The following is a 14012-nucleotide window of genomic DNA, read 5'->3' on the forward strand; positions in this document are numbered from 1 at the left end:
TATTCTTGGCCGGAGACTCTTCGGCCTCCTTTTGAGAATATATGTCACAGCGCTGTGACAGGAAGTCTAAAAGTTGGGACTTCGCAGCACGTTCATTGTGCGGTGCACACAACCTTTGTGCATTCGCTTCTGGCGCCATGGCTCTGCGGCACGATAATACCTCAAGACCAACCGACGGGGAGCGGAAACGCGGCTGGCTTGGGAAAACCGGATCTGGCCAGCTTTGTTCCGGCATATTGGCGACGGAGTGGCCGAAAACCCCGCAAGACTACCGTGCTTCTGGACGGGCCAGGAAGTGACGATAGTCACTTCCTGGACGCCCGACGCCCTGGAACCTGCCAGAAGGAGTGCCCGGCGGTCTAGCTGCCGATGATGTCGTCGACTTCCAGCGGCTTGTCGACCTGGCTGAACCATTCGGCCCGGTTGGCGGCCCTGCGGCGGCCGCGCTCGTCGAGCGGCAGCTTGAGCTGGCGCAGCAGGCTCATCACCTCCTCGCGGGCGGTGACGTGACCGAGGCTCGGGCGGGTGCCGAGCGTCGCCTCGTCGATGTCGTCGAGCGCCGTCAGCCCGCGCGGGAAGAATTCGCGATAGACCACCCGCTCGGCAAAGCCGTCGACCGCACGGAACCCGAGCCGCAGCGAGAGCTGTTTCAAGCCGTCGGCCACCAGCTGCTTGTTGCGCGAGCCGAGCATCGACAGCCGGTTGCGCACCACGATCCAGTCGGTCGAGGCGCCATCGAGCTGGCGGCGCTTGCGTCTGGTGTCGCGCACCATCTCCGCATAATGGCTCTCGCCGGTCACCGCGTAAGTCGCGGGATCGACGGTGCCGAGCACGTCGAAATCGAGGAAGCTGTCGTTGATCGGGGTTACCAAAGTGTCGGCCATCGAATGCGCGAGCCGCATCAGGTAGCTGTCCGCGCCCGGGGTATCGATGACGATGAAATCACAGGCGCGTTCCACCGCGCTCACAGCGGCCATGAACTGCTGGAATTCCGCGTTCTCGTTCTCCTCGATCTGCATCGTCTCGCCGTACTTGATGCAGTGGTGTGCCGGGAGCTCGAGGTCGAGCCCGGTGCGTCGCGCCCAGGCCTGGCGATTGCTGATGTAGCGGGTGAAGCTCTGCTGGCGGCAGTCGAGATCGATGCTGGCGACGCGTTGCCCGGCCTTCAGCAGCGCGACGGCGATATGCAGGGCGGTGGTCGACTTTCCCGATCCACCCTTCTCGTTGCCCAGCACGATGACATGTGCGGAGCCGGATTGACCCTGACGAGCCTGCACCAACATGATTCAAATCCCCGCAATGATCTTCAAAGCGAGCGCCGCTGCGGTCAAGTGAAATGCAGCGACAGGAAATCGATTGCCGTGCTGATGAATCGATCAAGCAAGACTGCTGCGTCGATCGGCGGCTTTGATCCGCGCACGTTCGAGATCGTGTAAGGCTTATCGGCCGGTTTGCCGATCGTGGTTCGGACTTGGTAAGCTGCGTGACCTGCCGAACGCCAACCCGTCCCGCCCAGATTCGTTCCCACCCGGATTGCCCCACGAGCCGAGACCAGATGCCGAGAAATCCCACCGTCGTCCGTACCGTCCCCGCCCTTCGTCGCGCCGTCGACACGCTGCGCGCCAAGAAGGCAACCGTCGCGCTGGTCCCAACCATGGGAGCGCTCCATGACGGCCATGTGTCGCTGGTGCGGCTCGCCAAGCGCCGCGCCAAGCGGGTCGTCGTCTCGATCTTCGTCAACCCGACCCAGTTCGCGCCGACCGAAGATTTCGGCTCCTATCCGCGCACCTGGAAAGCCGACGTCGCCAAGCTCGCCGCCGAGGGCGTCGACCTGATCTGGCATCCCGAGGTGAAGGCGATGTACCCGGACGGCTTCGCCACCAGGATCGTGCCGGAGGGGCCGGCCACCGCCGGGCTCGAGGATCGCTTCCGGCCGCATTTCTTCGGCGGCGTCGCCACCGTGGTCGGCAAGCTGTTCACCCAGGTCCGGCCCGACGTCGCGATCTTTGGCGAGAAGGACTTTCAGCAGCTCCGGGTCGTCACTCAGATGGCCGCGGACCTCGACCTCGGGGTCAAGGTGATCGGATCCAAAACGGTGCGCGAGCGCGACGGTCTCGCGATGTCGTCACGCAACGTCTACCTCTCGCCGGAGGAACGGCGCGCCGCCCCTGAGCTTCACCGGGTGATGAAGCAAACGGCCGGCCGCCTGCGCGCCGGCGAGGATACCGCGACCGCAATGGCTGACGGCGCCGCGGCGATCACCAGGGCCGGCTTCGTGCTCGATTATCTCGAAGTGCGCCACGCCGCCTCCCTGGCGCCGATCGGCTCGCTGAAGGACGGCCCGATGCGGATGCTGGTGGCGGCAAAGCTCGGCAGCACGCGCCTGATCGACAATATCGCGGTCTGAGACCGGACCGGAAAAGTGTGAAACGGTTCATGCGCAGAGAGGATGCGAGCCTGTAATGAGGGCTCGGCCTCATCTGTGCGGCCGGGTGCTTGCGCCACGCTCGCGACGCATGGATGATCGCGCCTTTCAAGGGCGATCGGAATGAACCATTACTTCAGGCAAGGCATTGTTCTTGGCATCGCGCTGCTGGCCGCGGCTGGGGCGCAGGCACAGACCCGGCCGCCGGTCGGCGGCGTCAATTCGGCGCCCGGCGCCATGATCTTCTACGTCGCGCATGGTGCGCCTGATGCCTGCGGCCCCGGCTGCTCGGACTGGATCGCGGCCGAAGGCGCGGTGCAATGGGACACCTACAAGCGCCTGCTGGCGATCCTCGACCGGCAGAACGGACGCAAGCTGCCGGTGGTGATCAATGTCAAACCGGGCTCCGACCTCACCGTCGCTGCCAGCCTCGGTCGCATCCTGCGCGGTCGCGGCATCGATGCGGCGGTGGCGGCAACCGAGGTCGAGGCATGCAACGGAAAACCCGAGGAGGAATGCTTTGCACTGAAGCGGCCTGGCGGCCCGCTGGATGCGAAGGAAAAGCTCTCCGGTGTGCCCTGCGAGCTTGCATGTGTATTGATGCTTGCGGGCGGCGTGCATCGTAACCTGCCGCCCGGCAACCGCGTCATCCTGACCGCAAGGATGCAGATCTACGACCGGCTCGCACCCAACGTCTCTGCCGAGCACCGCGAAAGCCTTACCACAATCTTCACCGATCAGTTCCGGAGATATCTCAGCGAGATGGGGATCGGCCATGAACTGTTCGACGTCACCGCCGACAGGGCGGGTGGCCGTTATGTCGAGGTCCCGGCCTCAGAATGGGCTCGGCTGCATCTCGTGACCCAGTGATCCCGGATCACTGCCATTCGATTGCTCAGAGCAACCCGATTGCTTACAGCAAGCCGAGGTCGCGCAACTCGCGGCGCATCGGCTCGGGCATCGATGCCACGCTGGCGGCGCTCGACTTGGTGAGATCGGCCGGCGCGGAGTCTGCGGTCAGGTAGCGCCAGCCCTGGAACGGCCGCATCGGCCGCGGCGAGACCGCGATCACCTTGGGCTGCATCACCAGCCGGCAGCGTCCGATGCCGTCCTTGTCGCGGAACGGCTCGATGGCGATGATCTTCTCGCGCGCGGCGATCTCGCCGCGGATCACCCAATAGAGCGAGCCCCCGGCAAGGATCTCCTCCTCGCGCTTCGGCGTCATCCGCGTGATGTGGACGTGACGGAGCGGCAGGCCCTTTTTCTTCGCGGTCGCCATCCGTTCGGCAACCCAGCCCTTGAGTTCCTTGACGGAGTCGCAACCGACGGCGAGCTTGATGAGATGAAGCGGCATGCGCCGGATGTAGCGGCCGGCGAGCGCTTTGAAAAGGGAGCGCTCTCCGCGGCGGTGGATATCGGGACTAGAGCGCTTTTCGAGCCAAACGAAGCCGGAACAGCGCAACGACGGCGGCTCAAGCCGCTGTCATCACGCTCATTGCTCGTTCGCAGCCGCCGGTGCGCTGGCGGCGGCAGGAGGCGACGCCGGCGCGGCCGGGGCCGGCGCGATCTGGACCGGGCGCTTCGCCGCCGGCGGACGCTTCGGGGCTGCGGCGGGCGGCGCGGCGGCGCGCGCGGCCGGCGCTGGTGCGGCGGCGGCCGGCTTTGCCGGCTCGGGCGTCATGATGCTGACCGGCGGCGTGTTCGCTGAGCTCGGAAACTCCGCATTGGTCGGCTTGCCGGTGGGCAACGACTGCGGCAGCGCCGCGACCAGGCCGGAGGCAGCCGATGCCTGGGCGCCGGCCGGCGCGTTCCACGACCCTGCGTAGCGCGTGATCAGGTTCTCGTAGGTCCGCTCGTTCATGTTGGTGATGATCTGATGGTTGTCGCCGAGCGAGCGGAACGCGGGGCACGCGGTCGGCGTGCAGTGGTCGCGCGCCATCAGCGCATAGGCGACCAGGCCGTAGCGGTCATGCTCGATGGCGCGGCGCAGCGCCTGCAACTCGGTGGTCGAATTGCGCTCGGCGGTCGCGAGGTCGCCCAGCGCGGTCAGGCGCGAGACCTGCGCCGCCGCGTAGCTGACCGCCGCCGCGGCCGTATCCGATGAACCGAACAGCACCTTCTCGCAGGCGTTGAGAACGGCGTCTCCGGCGAGGTCGTCGACGCAGGCCAGCGCCGGCACCGTCTGGCTGGCCAGTTGCGCCGTCCGTGTCTCGCCCGGCACCGCCTGCCCGCCCGAGCCGAAGCCACGGATCGTCGCGGCGACCGCAACCGCGATCGACAGCAGCGTGATCACGGTCAGCGCGCCGTTGGCGACGGATTTTTCCGCACGCAGCAGCGTGACCAGAACGACGATCCCAAAGAACCCCGCAGCGGCCAGCGTCAGCCACATCGGGAAGGTCGGTGAGCGCCAGATCTGATCCAGCGAGGAAGCCCAGTTCATGCGCGATGTCCCTCAACGCAGCGTAAGCACAATCGGCGGCGGCGAACGCCGCCACCCCGACGTCCAACCTTCAGCACAATGGATCTGCGAACAGGGCCTTTTGACGGCGGCGGCGCGGAACCCGCTCCAGCCGCCGGCTTGCGCACAACTCCTTCAGGACAGCGCGAGCTGACTCTCCTTGGCCACCCGTTCGAAAGCTTCGGTCGAGCTCTTGATGCGATACTGGCAATCGTCACCGTCGGTCGGCAGCAGACGGATCACTTGATAGGTGCCGCTCGCGGCGGGGCGCGCCACGTTGCTGGCCGTGAAATAGACGGTCTCGCCAATCGAGTACTTATGCTTCAACGCCCTCTCCATTTTCTTAGAGATTGCTGGCTGAGCTGACAGTCCCGATAGCTCAGGCCGGCATTTTGAGAACCCTGCGGCAAGCTAGCACATCGCACCTCCCCAAATCCAGCAAGATTGGGGCATAGCGAAGGTGCGATTTTTGCAGGTTTTTCAGAGCGATAGGCAGCAATTTACGTGCCAGCCGGAAATTGCCCGCCGAGCCCGGTTGGAACCCTGATTCCACCGGCTCAAGCGGTGTGCGGCAGCTTGCCGCCCGGGCTCGCGCCGTCGACCGCAGCCGGAAGTTGCTGGGCGAGCACCTTGGACAGCTGGTCCACCGGAATGTTGAACCTGGCGGCGAGCTGCTTGACCGTGTCGCTGCCGAGCACCTGCTGGAGCTGCTCAGCTGTGATCGGCAGGTTCTGACCGGTACCGATCCAGGATCTGACCTGCTCGCCAAGCCCGGCCTGCTCGAGCTTGGCGACGATCGCGGACAAGCCGCCCTGCCCGCCATTGCCCAGGACCTCGCCGAGCACGACGGGGATCACCGCCGCGCCAAGCTGGCCAAGCATGCCTTTCAGCTCCGGCGAATTCTCCAGGGAATCGAGAATGCCCATGGTCTAAGTCCTTTCACGACTTGCAAAACCAGCCTTTCCGGATTCGACGCCTTCGGCCCCGCGGCGTCAAGCCGCGATCTTTGCGAGCGCTGTCACAATTCGGAAGCGCAGCAACCGTCAGACATCCTCGAATCGGGCGATCCGCAGCGTCTCGGCAACGCCGTCGCTGGTCCATTCCTGGAACGCCGGAAGCTGCATCATGGCATCGACATAGTGCTGCGCTTCGGCCTTCACCGGGATCGCGTAGGTGCGGAAGCGATGCACCACGGGCGCGTACATCGCATCGGCGGCAGAGAATGCGCCGAACAGGAACGGACCCTGCTTGCCGTAGCGCGCATGGCACTCGGCCCAGATCTGCTGGATCCGCGCCACGTTGGCGCGCGCATCATCCGACAGCGCGACAGCGCGGATCGGCCGGTGCAGGTTCATGCCGCATTCGTTGCGCAGCGGCATGAAGCCGGAATGCATCTCCGCCGAGATCGCGCGGGCATGCGCGCGCGCGGCACGATCCGCAGGCCAGAGCTTCGCCTCGGGAAATCTCTCGGCGAGATATTCGATGATCGCCAGCGAATCCCACACCGTGACGTCGCCATCGATCAGCGTCGGCACCTTGCCGGCCTTGCTGAAAGATAGGATGCGGTCCTTGTCGGCCTGGTCCGTGTAGAGCGGAATGAAGACCTCTTCGAACGGGATGTTGTTGGCGCGCAACGCCAGCCAGGGCCGCATCGACCATGACGAATAGTTCTTGTTGCCGATGACGAGCTTGAGCATGTCCGGGAATCCTGTTGCCTCGGTAGTTTGCCATAGTGCATTGCACGCGTTCAACCTGTACATGACGCGGATGCGGCCCGGCGCGGACAGTCAGCCGCGCGCTCACGAAGGAAGGCAACATGACCGGCTATTGGACCGACATCCTGGCCGTCGGCTTCTTTGCGCTGGAATGGCTGGTCTACGCCATCACGCTGGAGCACACCGCGTATGGGCGCGACAGCCTATCGGCGCGGATGCATGTCTATCGCGAGATCTGGGTGCGGAATCTGCTCAACCGCGACGCACGGATGGTCGACATGCAGATCATGGCCAGCTTGCAGAACGGCACCGCGTTCTTTGCCTCCACCAGTCTGATCGCGATCGGCGGCGGGCTGGCGCTATTGCGCGCCACCAATGACGCGCTCGCCGTGCTCGGCGCCCTGCCGGTCAACCTCACGCCCTCGCCCGCTTTGTGGGAGGTCAAGTGCATCGGGCTGATCCTGATCTTCATCTACACCTTCTTCAAATTCGCCTGGGCCTATCGCCTGTTCAACTATGTGGCGATCCTGTTCGGCGCGATGCCGCCGGCCGACCAGCGCGACACGCCGGAGGCCGAGGCCCATGTGATCCGCACCACGCGGCTGTTCGAGACCGCAGGCCGGCACTTCAACCGCGGCCAGCGCGCGTTTTTCTTCGCGCTCGGCTATCTCGGCTGGTTCGTCAGCCCCTGGGTGCTGTTCGTCACGACAGCCGCGGTCGTGATCGTGATCTGGCGCCGGCAGTTCGCCTCGAATGCCTGGCAGGCGATGGGAAGCTGACGCGACGGTCGAGGCCGTGCTGCGCTCCCTCTCCCCGTTCTTACGGGGAGAGGGTTGGGGTGAGGGGCTGTTTCCGCATCGACGGAGAGAGACGCGTTCGCGGAGACTCCCCCTCACCCGGATTGCATCTGGCGATGCAATCCGGCCTCTCCCCGCACGCGGGGCGAGGCCGAGTGCGCCGCTCGTCCCTGGTCTACGACGCGAAATCGCGCGGGCTGAAATCGAGGTCGAGCACCTTCCATTCGCCGTAGCGATCCCGCGGCAGCATCGCATAGGGCTGGCAGGCCTGCAGCGCATCGGTCGCGCTCTTCAGCAACAGCGGCCCCTTTTCCGAGGCGGTGGCTTCGATCAGCAAGGGTGACGCGGCGAGCCTGCCGTCAGGCTTCATGAACACCCTGAGCTTGATCTTCACGTCATCGCCCGTCTTCAGCGTCGGCGGGAGCTTCAGGCAGGTCTTCAGATGACGGCGGAATTCGGCGACCACGCTCGAGCCGACATCGGCCTGCTCGGTGGCGGCCGCGTCGAAATTATCCTTGCCGGGTCCGGGGCCGGACGGCGCGCTGGCTGGCGGCTTCACGGAGATATCGGGCGGCAGGCCGAGCATGACGTTGTATTTGACCGAAAGATCGGGCTCGGGCTGCGCATAGGCAGGCGGCGACGCTGCCGCCTGTTGCTGCGCCGTTGGCTGGGGCATCGGTGGCGTTTGCTGTGCCGGCGCGGGCGGCGGCTCGGCCGCGGCACGCTGCGGCGCCGGGCTGGGCTTGGGCGTCGGCGTCGCCTGCTTCTGCGGCGGCTGCTGTGGTGCGTTCTGCTGCGGCGCAGGCGCCTGCGCCGATGGTTCGGGCTGGGCTGAATCCACCGTCTTGTCGAGCGACGGCAACTGCAACTCGGGCGTCGGCGACGGGCTCGGTGCCGGTTCGGGCTTGGTCTCGACCTCGGACTTGGCGACTTCCTGCGGCGTCACGATCTCGACCGGCACCGTGTCAGCGGCGACGGGATCGAATTGATGGACCTCCGAATAAAGGAAAATCAGCGCGAGCAGCATCAGGTGCACGAACACCGACGCCATCAGATCCGCGTTTGGCCGAAACTTCATCCCACTCGATCACATCAGTGACGTCTCTTCCCGCCCGGCCACAATACCGGCCGGAACCCGCCTGCCTCAATCCCCATTCGGTCCAAAGCTGCAATCGGCCAGCGGCGCATTAGCATGATCCGGATCAGGACCCAGCCATTTTTCCAAAACTTGATGCTTTCCAAGACTTGATGCTCAGGCAAAGAGCCCATGCGTCGCGGGGCCCGTCACCGTGCGTCAGCGCTCCCGATCGCCGAGATCTCGCGCATGTCGTCAACGGACAGCTCGAAATCGAAGATGTCGATGTTCTCCTGAAGGCGTTCGAGCTTCGAGGTGCGCGGGATCGCGGAGACATTCTGCTGCACCAGCCAGCGCAGGCAGACCTGGGCAGCGCTCTTGCGATAGCGGTCGCCGATCCGCGCGAGCGCGCGGTCGCCCTTGACCCGCCCTTTTGCGATCGGGCTGTAGGCAACGAACGCCATGCCGCGGCGTCGACAGGCCTCGATCACATCGGCCTGGTCGAGATAAGGATGGTACTCGACCTGGTCGCAGGCGAGCGGTTCGGGACATGCCGCCACCGCCTCCTTGATCAGCGCCACTTTGAAGTTGGAGACGCCGATATGCCGCGCCAGGCCCGCCTGCCTGACCCGCGCCAGCGCGCCGAGCGTCTCGGCAAGCGGCACCTGTGCATTGGGCCAGTGCAGCAGCAACAGATCGACCTCGGTCAGGCGCAGCCGCGCCAGGCTCTCCTTCGCCGACCGCTCGAGATCCTTGGCCATGAAATGCGTGGTCCAGACCTTGGTGGTGACGAACACGTCGTCGCGCTTGATGCCGGAGGCACGCAGCCCCTCGCCGACTTCGCGCTCATTGTCATAGATCTGGGCGGTGTCGATGTGGCGATAGCCGAGCCGCAACGCCTGCTCGACGATGCGTGCGCAGGTCCGCCCGCGCAGCTCCCATGTGCCGAGCCCGATTGCCGGGATTCTGGCACCGTTGCCTTCGACGACATTCATGGGCCCATTATGCGCGCATGACGAAGCCCTGCCAACTCGCGGTTCGGTTCCGCGATGGAACGTCGCGACGTCTCACCGCTCCGGCTGGTAGCCGTCGGTTAGCGTCTTCAGGAAGGCGATAATGTCGGCCTCGTCCTGCGCCGTCATCGCCGGCGTGTCGCCGAGATGGCGCTCGAACGGCGGATCGCTGACGTCGACATTGCCGTGATATTTTTCCGGCAGGTCATCGTACTTGCGCACCGTGCCGTCGGCGCCGCGCGGAAAGACCTTCTCCGGATTGGTATCGCGGAAGTTATAGAAGTCGAGCACCTGCTCGAGGCTGGTGAAGACGCCGTTGTGGAAGAACACGCGACGCGTTGCCGCGTTGCGCAAGGTCGGCGTCAGAAACATCCCGCAATATTGCGTCTGCTCGGCAATGTCGGTGCGGTACGGACCGCAGACCCCGAGATCGAAATGGTCGGGATCGCGGTTGCCGGCGAGCGCGGCGTTGCGCGGCGCACCGAGCGCCTCATATTGGTGATCGGTGAACAGCGGCGGCAGACCGTCCCGGGTCGGCTGCGACGTATGGCAGCCGCCGCAATTGGCCTTGTCCGGATCGTTGAACAATTGCAGGCCGCGCAATTCGCTCTCGTTCAATCGCGCCCTGCCCTCCAGCCAGTAGTCGAACTTGCTGGTGTAGGGATGGAAGCTCGGCTCCTCAACCTGATAGCGCGCGACGGCAAACATCGCCTCCGCGACCAGCAGCCGCGTATTGTCGAAGACACCGGCGCCGAACAGCTCGGCGAAGCGCGGCGCGTAGCTCGCCTGGCGCAGCTTCTGCGCCACGATTTCGATGCTGCCGCCGTCCATCTCGTTGGGATCAAGCAGCGGGAAGATCGCCTGGTCCTGCAGCGTATCGGCGCGGCCGTCCCAGAACAGTCCGCCCTGCGGCACGATGTTGACCGCCGACGCGGCCGTCCCGGTCGCGACCTTCTTGGCGCGCGGAGCCTGCTGGCCGAGCGCGGCCAGTTGCGCGAAGTCGACGACATTGTCGTCTTCGTCCTTTTCCGGCCCGATGCTGAAATTCGGCTGCCGCTCGAGATAGGTCAGGCCCGGCACGGCGCGTGTCCCTTGCCGGGATTGCGCGGGCCCGCCGAGCATCACCGGCCCATCATTGGGTGGCCCGTGGGCGTGGTCCGGACTGTGACAGGACGCGCATGACAATGCGCCCGACGAGGACAGCGACGCGTCGAAAAAAATCTTCTGGCCGAGCTGCGCCATGGCGGACAGCGGAGCAACAGGCGGACGCCTGAGCTGCACCGGGTTCGGATTGGTCCCCGGAAGTCCCTGCGTCTCGACGGCCGCAACGGCGCCGGCCATGCACAGCAGGCCGGCGCCGAGAAGCCACAAGGTGCGGCCATTCATATCAGATCCAGTGTCGTTAAGCGTTTTCGCGCGAACTGGAGACCAGTTCGCGCGAGCAGAACGCGTCAGGGCAGAGCTTCGGTTCTGATTGGATCAGAACCGAAGGGCGTTAGTGGTGATGGTGATCGTCCGGCGCGCTGACGATGACGGTGCCGGCGGTCGGATCGAGAAACAGCGTGTCCTGCCGGTACTCGTGGTCCTGGCCGTGGCCGCGCTCGAAGTCGAACATGTCGGCGATCGATTCGACGTTGTCGTCGAACGAGCCGCCGCCGAGACGCTGGCCGTGCAGCCAGTTGTCCTCGATGAAGCGAACGACGGAAGCCTGCGAGATGCGGGTGTGGCTGACGTAATTCCGCTTGGCGAAGGGCGAGATCACCAGGAACGGGACACGCGTACCGGGACCGCAGCGGCCGTTTACCGGCTGGCCGTTGAGGCCGTTCGGCGGCGTCTGCCTGCCGATACCGCGACCGCACTGGCCGGGACCGTTGACCTGGTCGGCGGTGGGATCATACGAGGCGCTGATCGGTGCAAGGTACTGGTGGTCGTACCAGCCGTCGGAGTCGTCATAGGTGATGATGACGGCGGTCTCGCCCCACTCCTTCTGCTTCTGCAGGAAGTTGATCAACTCGACATTGCCGGCCTGCTCATCGAGCGGATCGGAGTTGCCGGGATGACCGTCCTGATAGGCCGGCATCTTGATGTAGGAGACGGCCGGGAAGTTGCCGGCCTTCACCGAAGCATAGAAGTCCTCGAGATCGTAGGCGTGATTGGCCGGATCGAGCGTCTTGCTGCCGGGCACATAGGTGTGTCCGACCGCATTCACCGAGCTCGGCCGCGCATGGCTCGGGTTGGCGGTCGACTTGTAGTACTGGAACCAGGCGTGGTGCGGGATGTAGTCCACGACGGTGCCGTTGACGTTGCTCGAGAACGTGCTGCGGCCGCAGTTGGTGGTGCCGTTGCTGTTCTTGAGCGTCAGGTCGAAGCCGCCCATGAAGCTGCCCCAGCTAATCTGCTCGGCATTGAGCAGGTCGCCGATGTTCTTGCTGGTCATCAGGACCTGGCTGGTCGTGCTAGAGCAGGCATCGTAGGCAGGGTCGGTATCACCGATCAGCGTCAGGCCGCCCTGGCCGTCGGCGATCGAAGATGACGAGCCGACGATGTTCTGCGCGCCGTTGGTCTGGCCGGAGATCACCTCGAGCGCGCCGGGCGTCGACGGACCAAAGGTGTCGGTCCAGCTGTTGTCGCTCATCGCGAAGTTCTGGGCATAATTCCAGAACGCGGTGACGGTGTTGCCGTCGAAATAGCCCATCACCTGCCCGTTGGTACCGAACGCGCCGACGCCGCCGGCGGTGCCGCGACCGGTGAATTTCGGAAACAGGTCTTCCTTGCCGTTGTCGACTGCCTGCTGCTCGGGCGTGTAGGCGTGGTTCTGCGACTTGGTGTTGGCCTGGGTGCGGTCGAGGCGGAACGGATTGGTTGCGCCGGTGCCGTTGGCCGGATTGGTGTTCGGGTTATTGGTCAACAGATTGGCGCTGGCGAGATTGTTGACCTTCGGCGTATGCGGCTTCGCCGTGAACGGAATCGAGCCGGTCGGGTTGGTCGCAACCGGGTAGGTTGCGAAGTAGTGATCGAACGAGCGGTTCTCGTTGAAGATGACGACGAGATGCTTGATCGGCGTTTGGGTGTGGATGTCGTGCGGATGATGATCGTGGCCGTTATTGCCCTTGTTGTCGTCCTGAGCGGCGGCGCTGCACATCACCGCAGCGGCAGCAACCAGACAGACTCCGACCGTCGAAAGAAATTTGGTTTTCACCGTAGTGCCCCTTTTTGTTTTTAAGGATTTATGACGTCGACCTGCGACAAGTTATCCACCACCGATGACAGCGCTGTGTCGGTCGAATGAATGCGACGAACGATGATGCGCGCTCATGTCCGCATCGGTTGCAGATATCGGGGGACCAATCTTTGCGCGCATGACAGACGCCCTCCTCTTCCGTCTCACGCGATCGGCTATCTGTGGACGCGGTTTCGGTCACAAGACATGGAATTGAACGGATCGCGTTGGAGATGACTGCAGCAGTCAGCAATCATGCGAACAGGTTGTGCACCGCCGGCTGTCGCGGCTTGCTCACGCCCGAAAAAAATCCGCGCCTTCCGGGGATGTGTCCCAAAAAGCGCGGATGCTTGGTCTGGTGGCGGATGAAGGCCGCGATTCAACTCGGCGTGAAGCCTACCCCTTCATTCCAGTGATCGAAGCACTGACCGCGCGCGGATCGCGCTGCGGCCAGCGGCCGCTCTCGACCTGCGCCAGGAATTCGCCGACGATCCGGTTGTATTCGTCGGGCTCCTCGATGTTGATAGCGTGGCCGCAGTTCGGCATCACCGCGAGCGCGGCCGACGGGATGCTCTGCTTCATCAGGATGCCCGGCAGCAGGCAAGGCCAATCCTCGTCGCCGGTGATGATCAGCGTCGGCACCTTGATCCGCTTCATCTCGTCGACCAGCGTGTAGAGCGAAGGGCGCTCCTTCTGTACGCCCTGCTGGGTGTTGGCCGATCCCACCGCCGAATGCTCGGCCAGCATGGCCTTGAACTCGGCATGGCCGCGCGGGTCCTTGTTCTCGTACTGCACGCGGGTCGGCCCGTAGGCGTAGCGCTCGGCGAAGGTCGGCATGCCCTCCTTGCGGATCATGCCCGCGATCACGTCGGCCTCGGCGCGAAACGTCTCGCGCTTATCGAGCTCGGCGCCGTAGCCGCAGCCACCGATGCATAGCGACAGCGCCCGATCAGGGTGACGTAATCCGAAATGCAGCGTCGCAAAGCCGCCCATCGACAGACCGACGATATGCGCCTTCGGCGCGCCGATATGATCGAGCACCGCCAGGATATCGTCGGCGGCGCGCGCCTGCGAATAGGACGAGACCTGCTCCGGCACATCCGACGGCGGAAAGCCGCGCGCATTGTAGGCGATGGTCCGGAAGCGCTTGCCGAAGTGCCGCATCTGCGGCTCGTAGCTGCGCAAGTCGCCGGCGAACTCGTGAACCAGGATCACCGGATGCCCCGATCCGGTCTCCTCGAAATAGAGCCGCACTCGGTCGTCTGTCACAGCATAGGGCATGTTGATCTCCTGCCTTCTCTCTTGTTAC

The 14012-nt window shown here is 64.6% G+C and carries 14 protein-coding genes; 3 read left to right on the plus strand and 11 right to left on the minus strand.

Annotation, left to right across the window (positions count from 1 at the left end; translation table 11 throughout):
• Positions 1 to 359 precede the first annotated feature (359 nt).
• Positions 360 to 1283, minus strand: coding sequence for a division plane positioning ATPase MipZ (locus tag ACVI1L_RS37335; protein ID WP_057020819.1), 924 nt, complete (start codon positions 1281 to 1283; stop codon positions 360 to 362).
• 272 nt (positions 1284 to 1555) lie between these two features.
• Between ACVI1L_RS37335 and panC the strand changes: the two genes are divergently transcribed.
• Positions 1556 to 2407, plus strand: coding sequence for a pantoate--beta-alanine ligase (gene panC / locus ACVI1L_RS37340; protein WP_028336416.1), 852 nt, complete (start codon positions 1556 to 1558; stop codon positions 2405 to 2407).
• 141 nt (positions 2408 to 2548) lie between these two features.
• Positions 2549 to 3295: a hypothetical protein gene (locus ACVI1L_RS37345; protein WP_456785128.1), complete on the plus strand. Its 747-nt coding sequence runs from the start codon at positions 2549 to 2551 to the stop codon at positions 3293 to 3295.
• 43 nt (positions 3296 to 3338) lie between these two features.
• On the opposite strand, the gene ACVI1L_RS37350 is transcribed toward ACVI1L_RS37345, so the two are convergent.
• The 5 genes from ACVI1L_RS37350 to ACVI1L_RS37370 all read right to left on the minus strand — a co-directional run bounded on the left by ACVI1L_RS37350 (position 3339) and on the right by ACVI1L_RS37370 (position 6580).
• Positions 3339 to 3779: a DUF1489 family protein gene (locus ACVI1L_RS37350; RefSeq protein ID WP_028336418.1), complete on the minus strand. Its 441-nt coding sequence runs from the start codon at positions 3777 to 3779 to the stop codon at positions 3339 to 3341.
• 138 nt (positions 3780 to 3917) lie between these two features.
• Positions 3918 to 4865, minus strand: a complete 948-nt coding sequence (locus ACVI1L_RS37355; protein ID WP_456785129.1) for a hypothetical protein — start codon at positions 4863 to 4865, stop codon at positions 3918 to 3920.
• Between the two features lie 153 nt (positions 4866 to 5018).
• Positions 5019 to 5222 carry a hypothetical protein gene (locus ACVI1L_RS37360; RefSeq protein ID WP_018272021.1) on the minus strand — a complete coding sequence of 68 codons (204 nt, stop codon included), beginning with the start codon at positions 5220 to 5222 and terminating at the stop codon, positions 5019 to 5021.
• A gap of 218 nt (positions 5223 to 5440) precedes the next feature.
• Positions 5441 to 5809 carry a YidB family protein gene (locus tag ACVI1L_RS37365; RefSeq protein WP_253590021.1) on the minus strand — a complete coding sequence of 123 codons (369 nt, stop codon included), beginning with the start codon at positions 5807 to 5809 and terminating at the stop codon, positions 5441 to 5443.
• 117 nt (positions 5810 to 5926) lie between these two features.
• Positions 5927 to 6580 (minus strand): glutathione S-transferase family protein, encoded by a 654-nt coding sequence (locus tag ACVI1L_RS37370; RefSeq protein ID WP_057020823.1) that lies wholly within the window; start codon positions 6578 to 6580, stop codon positions 5927 to 5929.
• 119 nt (positions 6581 to 6699) lie between these two features.
• Between ACVI1L_RS37370 and ACVI1L_RS37375 the strand changes: the two genes are divergently transcribed.
• A complete protein-coding gene (locus tag ACVI1L_RS37375; protein WP_076834541.1) occupies positions 6700 to 7377 on the plus strand; it encodes a DUF599 domain-containing protein in 678 nt (225 codons plus the stop codon).
• Positions 7378 to 7570: 193 nt separating this feature from the next.
• Here the strand turns inward: ACVI1L_RS37375 and ACVI1L_RS37380 are convergent, their stop codons facing one another.
• From ACVI1L_RS37380 to ACVI1L_RS37400, 5 genes are all read right to left on the minus strand, one after another.
• The gene (locus tag ACVI1L_RS37380) at positions 7571 to 8473 is read right to left on the minus strand and encodes a hypothetical protein (protein WP_253590019.1); all 903 of its coding nucleotides are present in this window, start codon (positions 8471 to 8473) and stop codon (positions 7571 to 7573) included.
• A 206-nt stretch (positions 8474 to 8679) separates the two neighbouring features.
• On the minus strand, positions 8680 to 9465 hold the full coding sequence (locus ACVI1L_RS37385; protein ID WP_076834545.1) for an aldo/keto reductase: 786 nt from the start codon (positions 9463 to 9465) through the stop codon (positions 8680 to 8682).
• A 72-nt stretch (positions 9466 to 9537) separates the two neighbouring features.
• Positions 9538 to 10869, minus strand: coding sequence for a cytochrome-c peroxidase (locus tag ACVI1L_RS37390; RefSeq protein WP_456785130.1), 1332 nt, complete (start codon positions 10867 to 10869; stop codon positions 9538 to 9540).
• A 109-nt stretch (positions 10870 to 10978) separates the two neighbouring features.
• Positions 10979 to 12625 carry a phospholipase C gene (locus ACVI1L_RS37395; RefSeq protein WP_256521415.1) on the minus strand — a complete coding sequence of 549 codons (1647 nt, stop codon included), beginning with the start codon at positions 12623 to 12625 and terminating at the stop codon, positions 10979 to 10981.
• 474 nt (positions 12626 to 13099) lie between these two features.
• Entirely contained in the window at positions 13100 to 13984 is an 885-nt protein-coding gene (locus ACVI1L_RS37400; protein WP_141342702.1) for an alpha/beta fold hydrolase, read from the minus strand.
• Positions 13985 to 14012 lie beyond the last annotated feature (28 nt).

The sequence above is a fragment of the Bradyrhizobium sp. USDA 4516 genome (assembly GCF_054055915.1).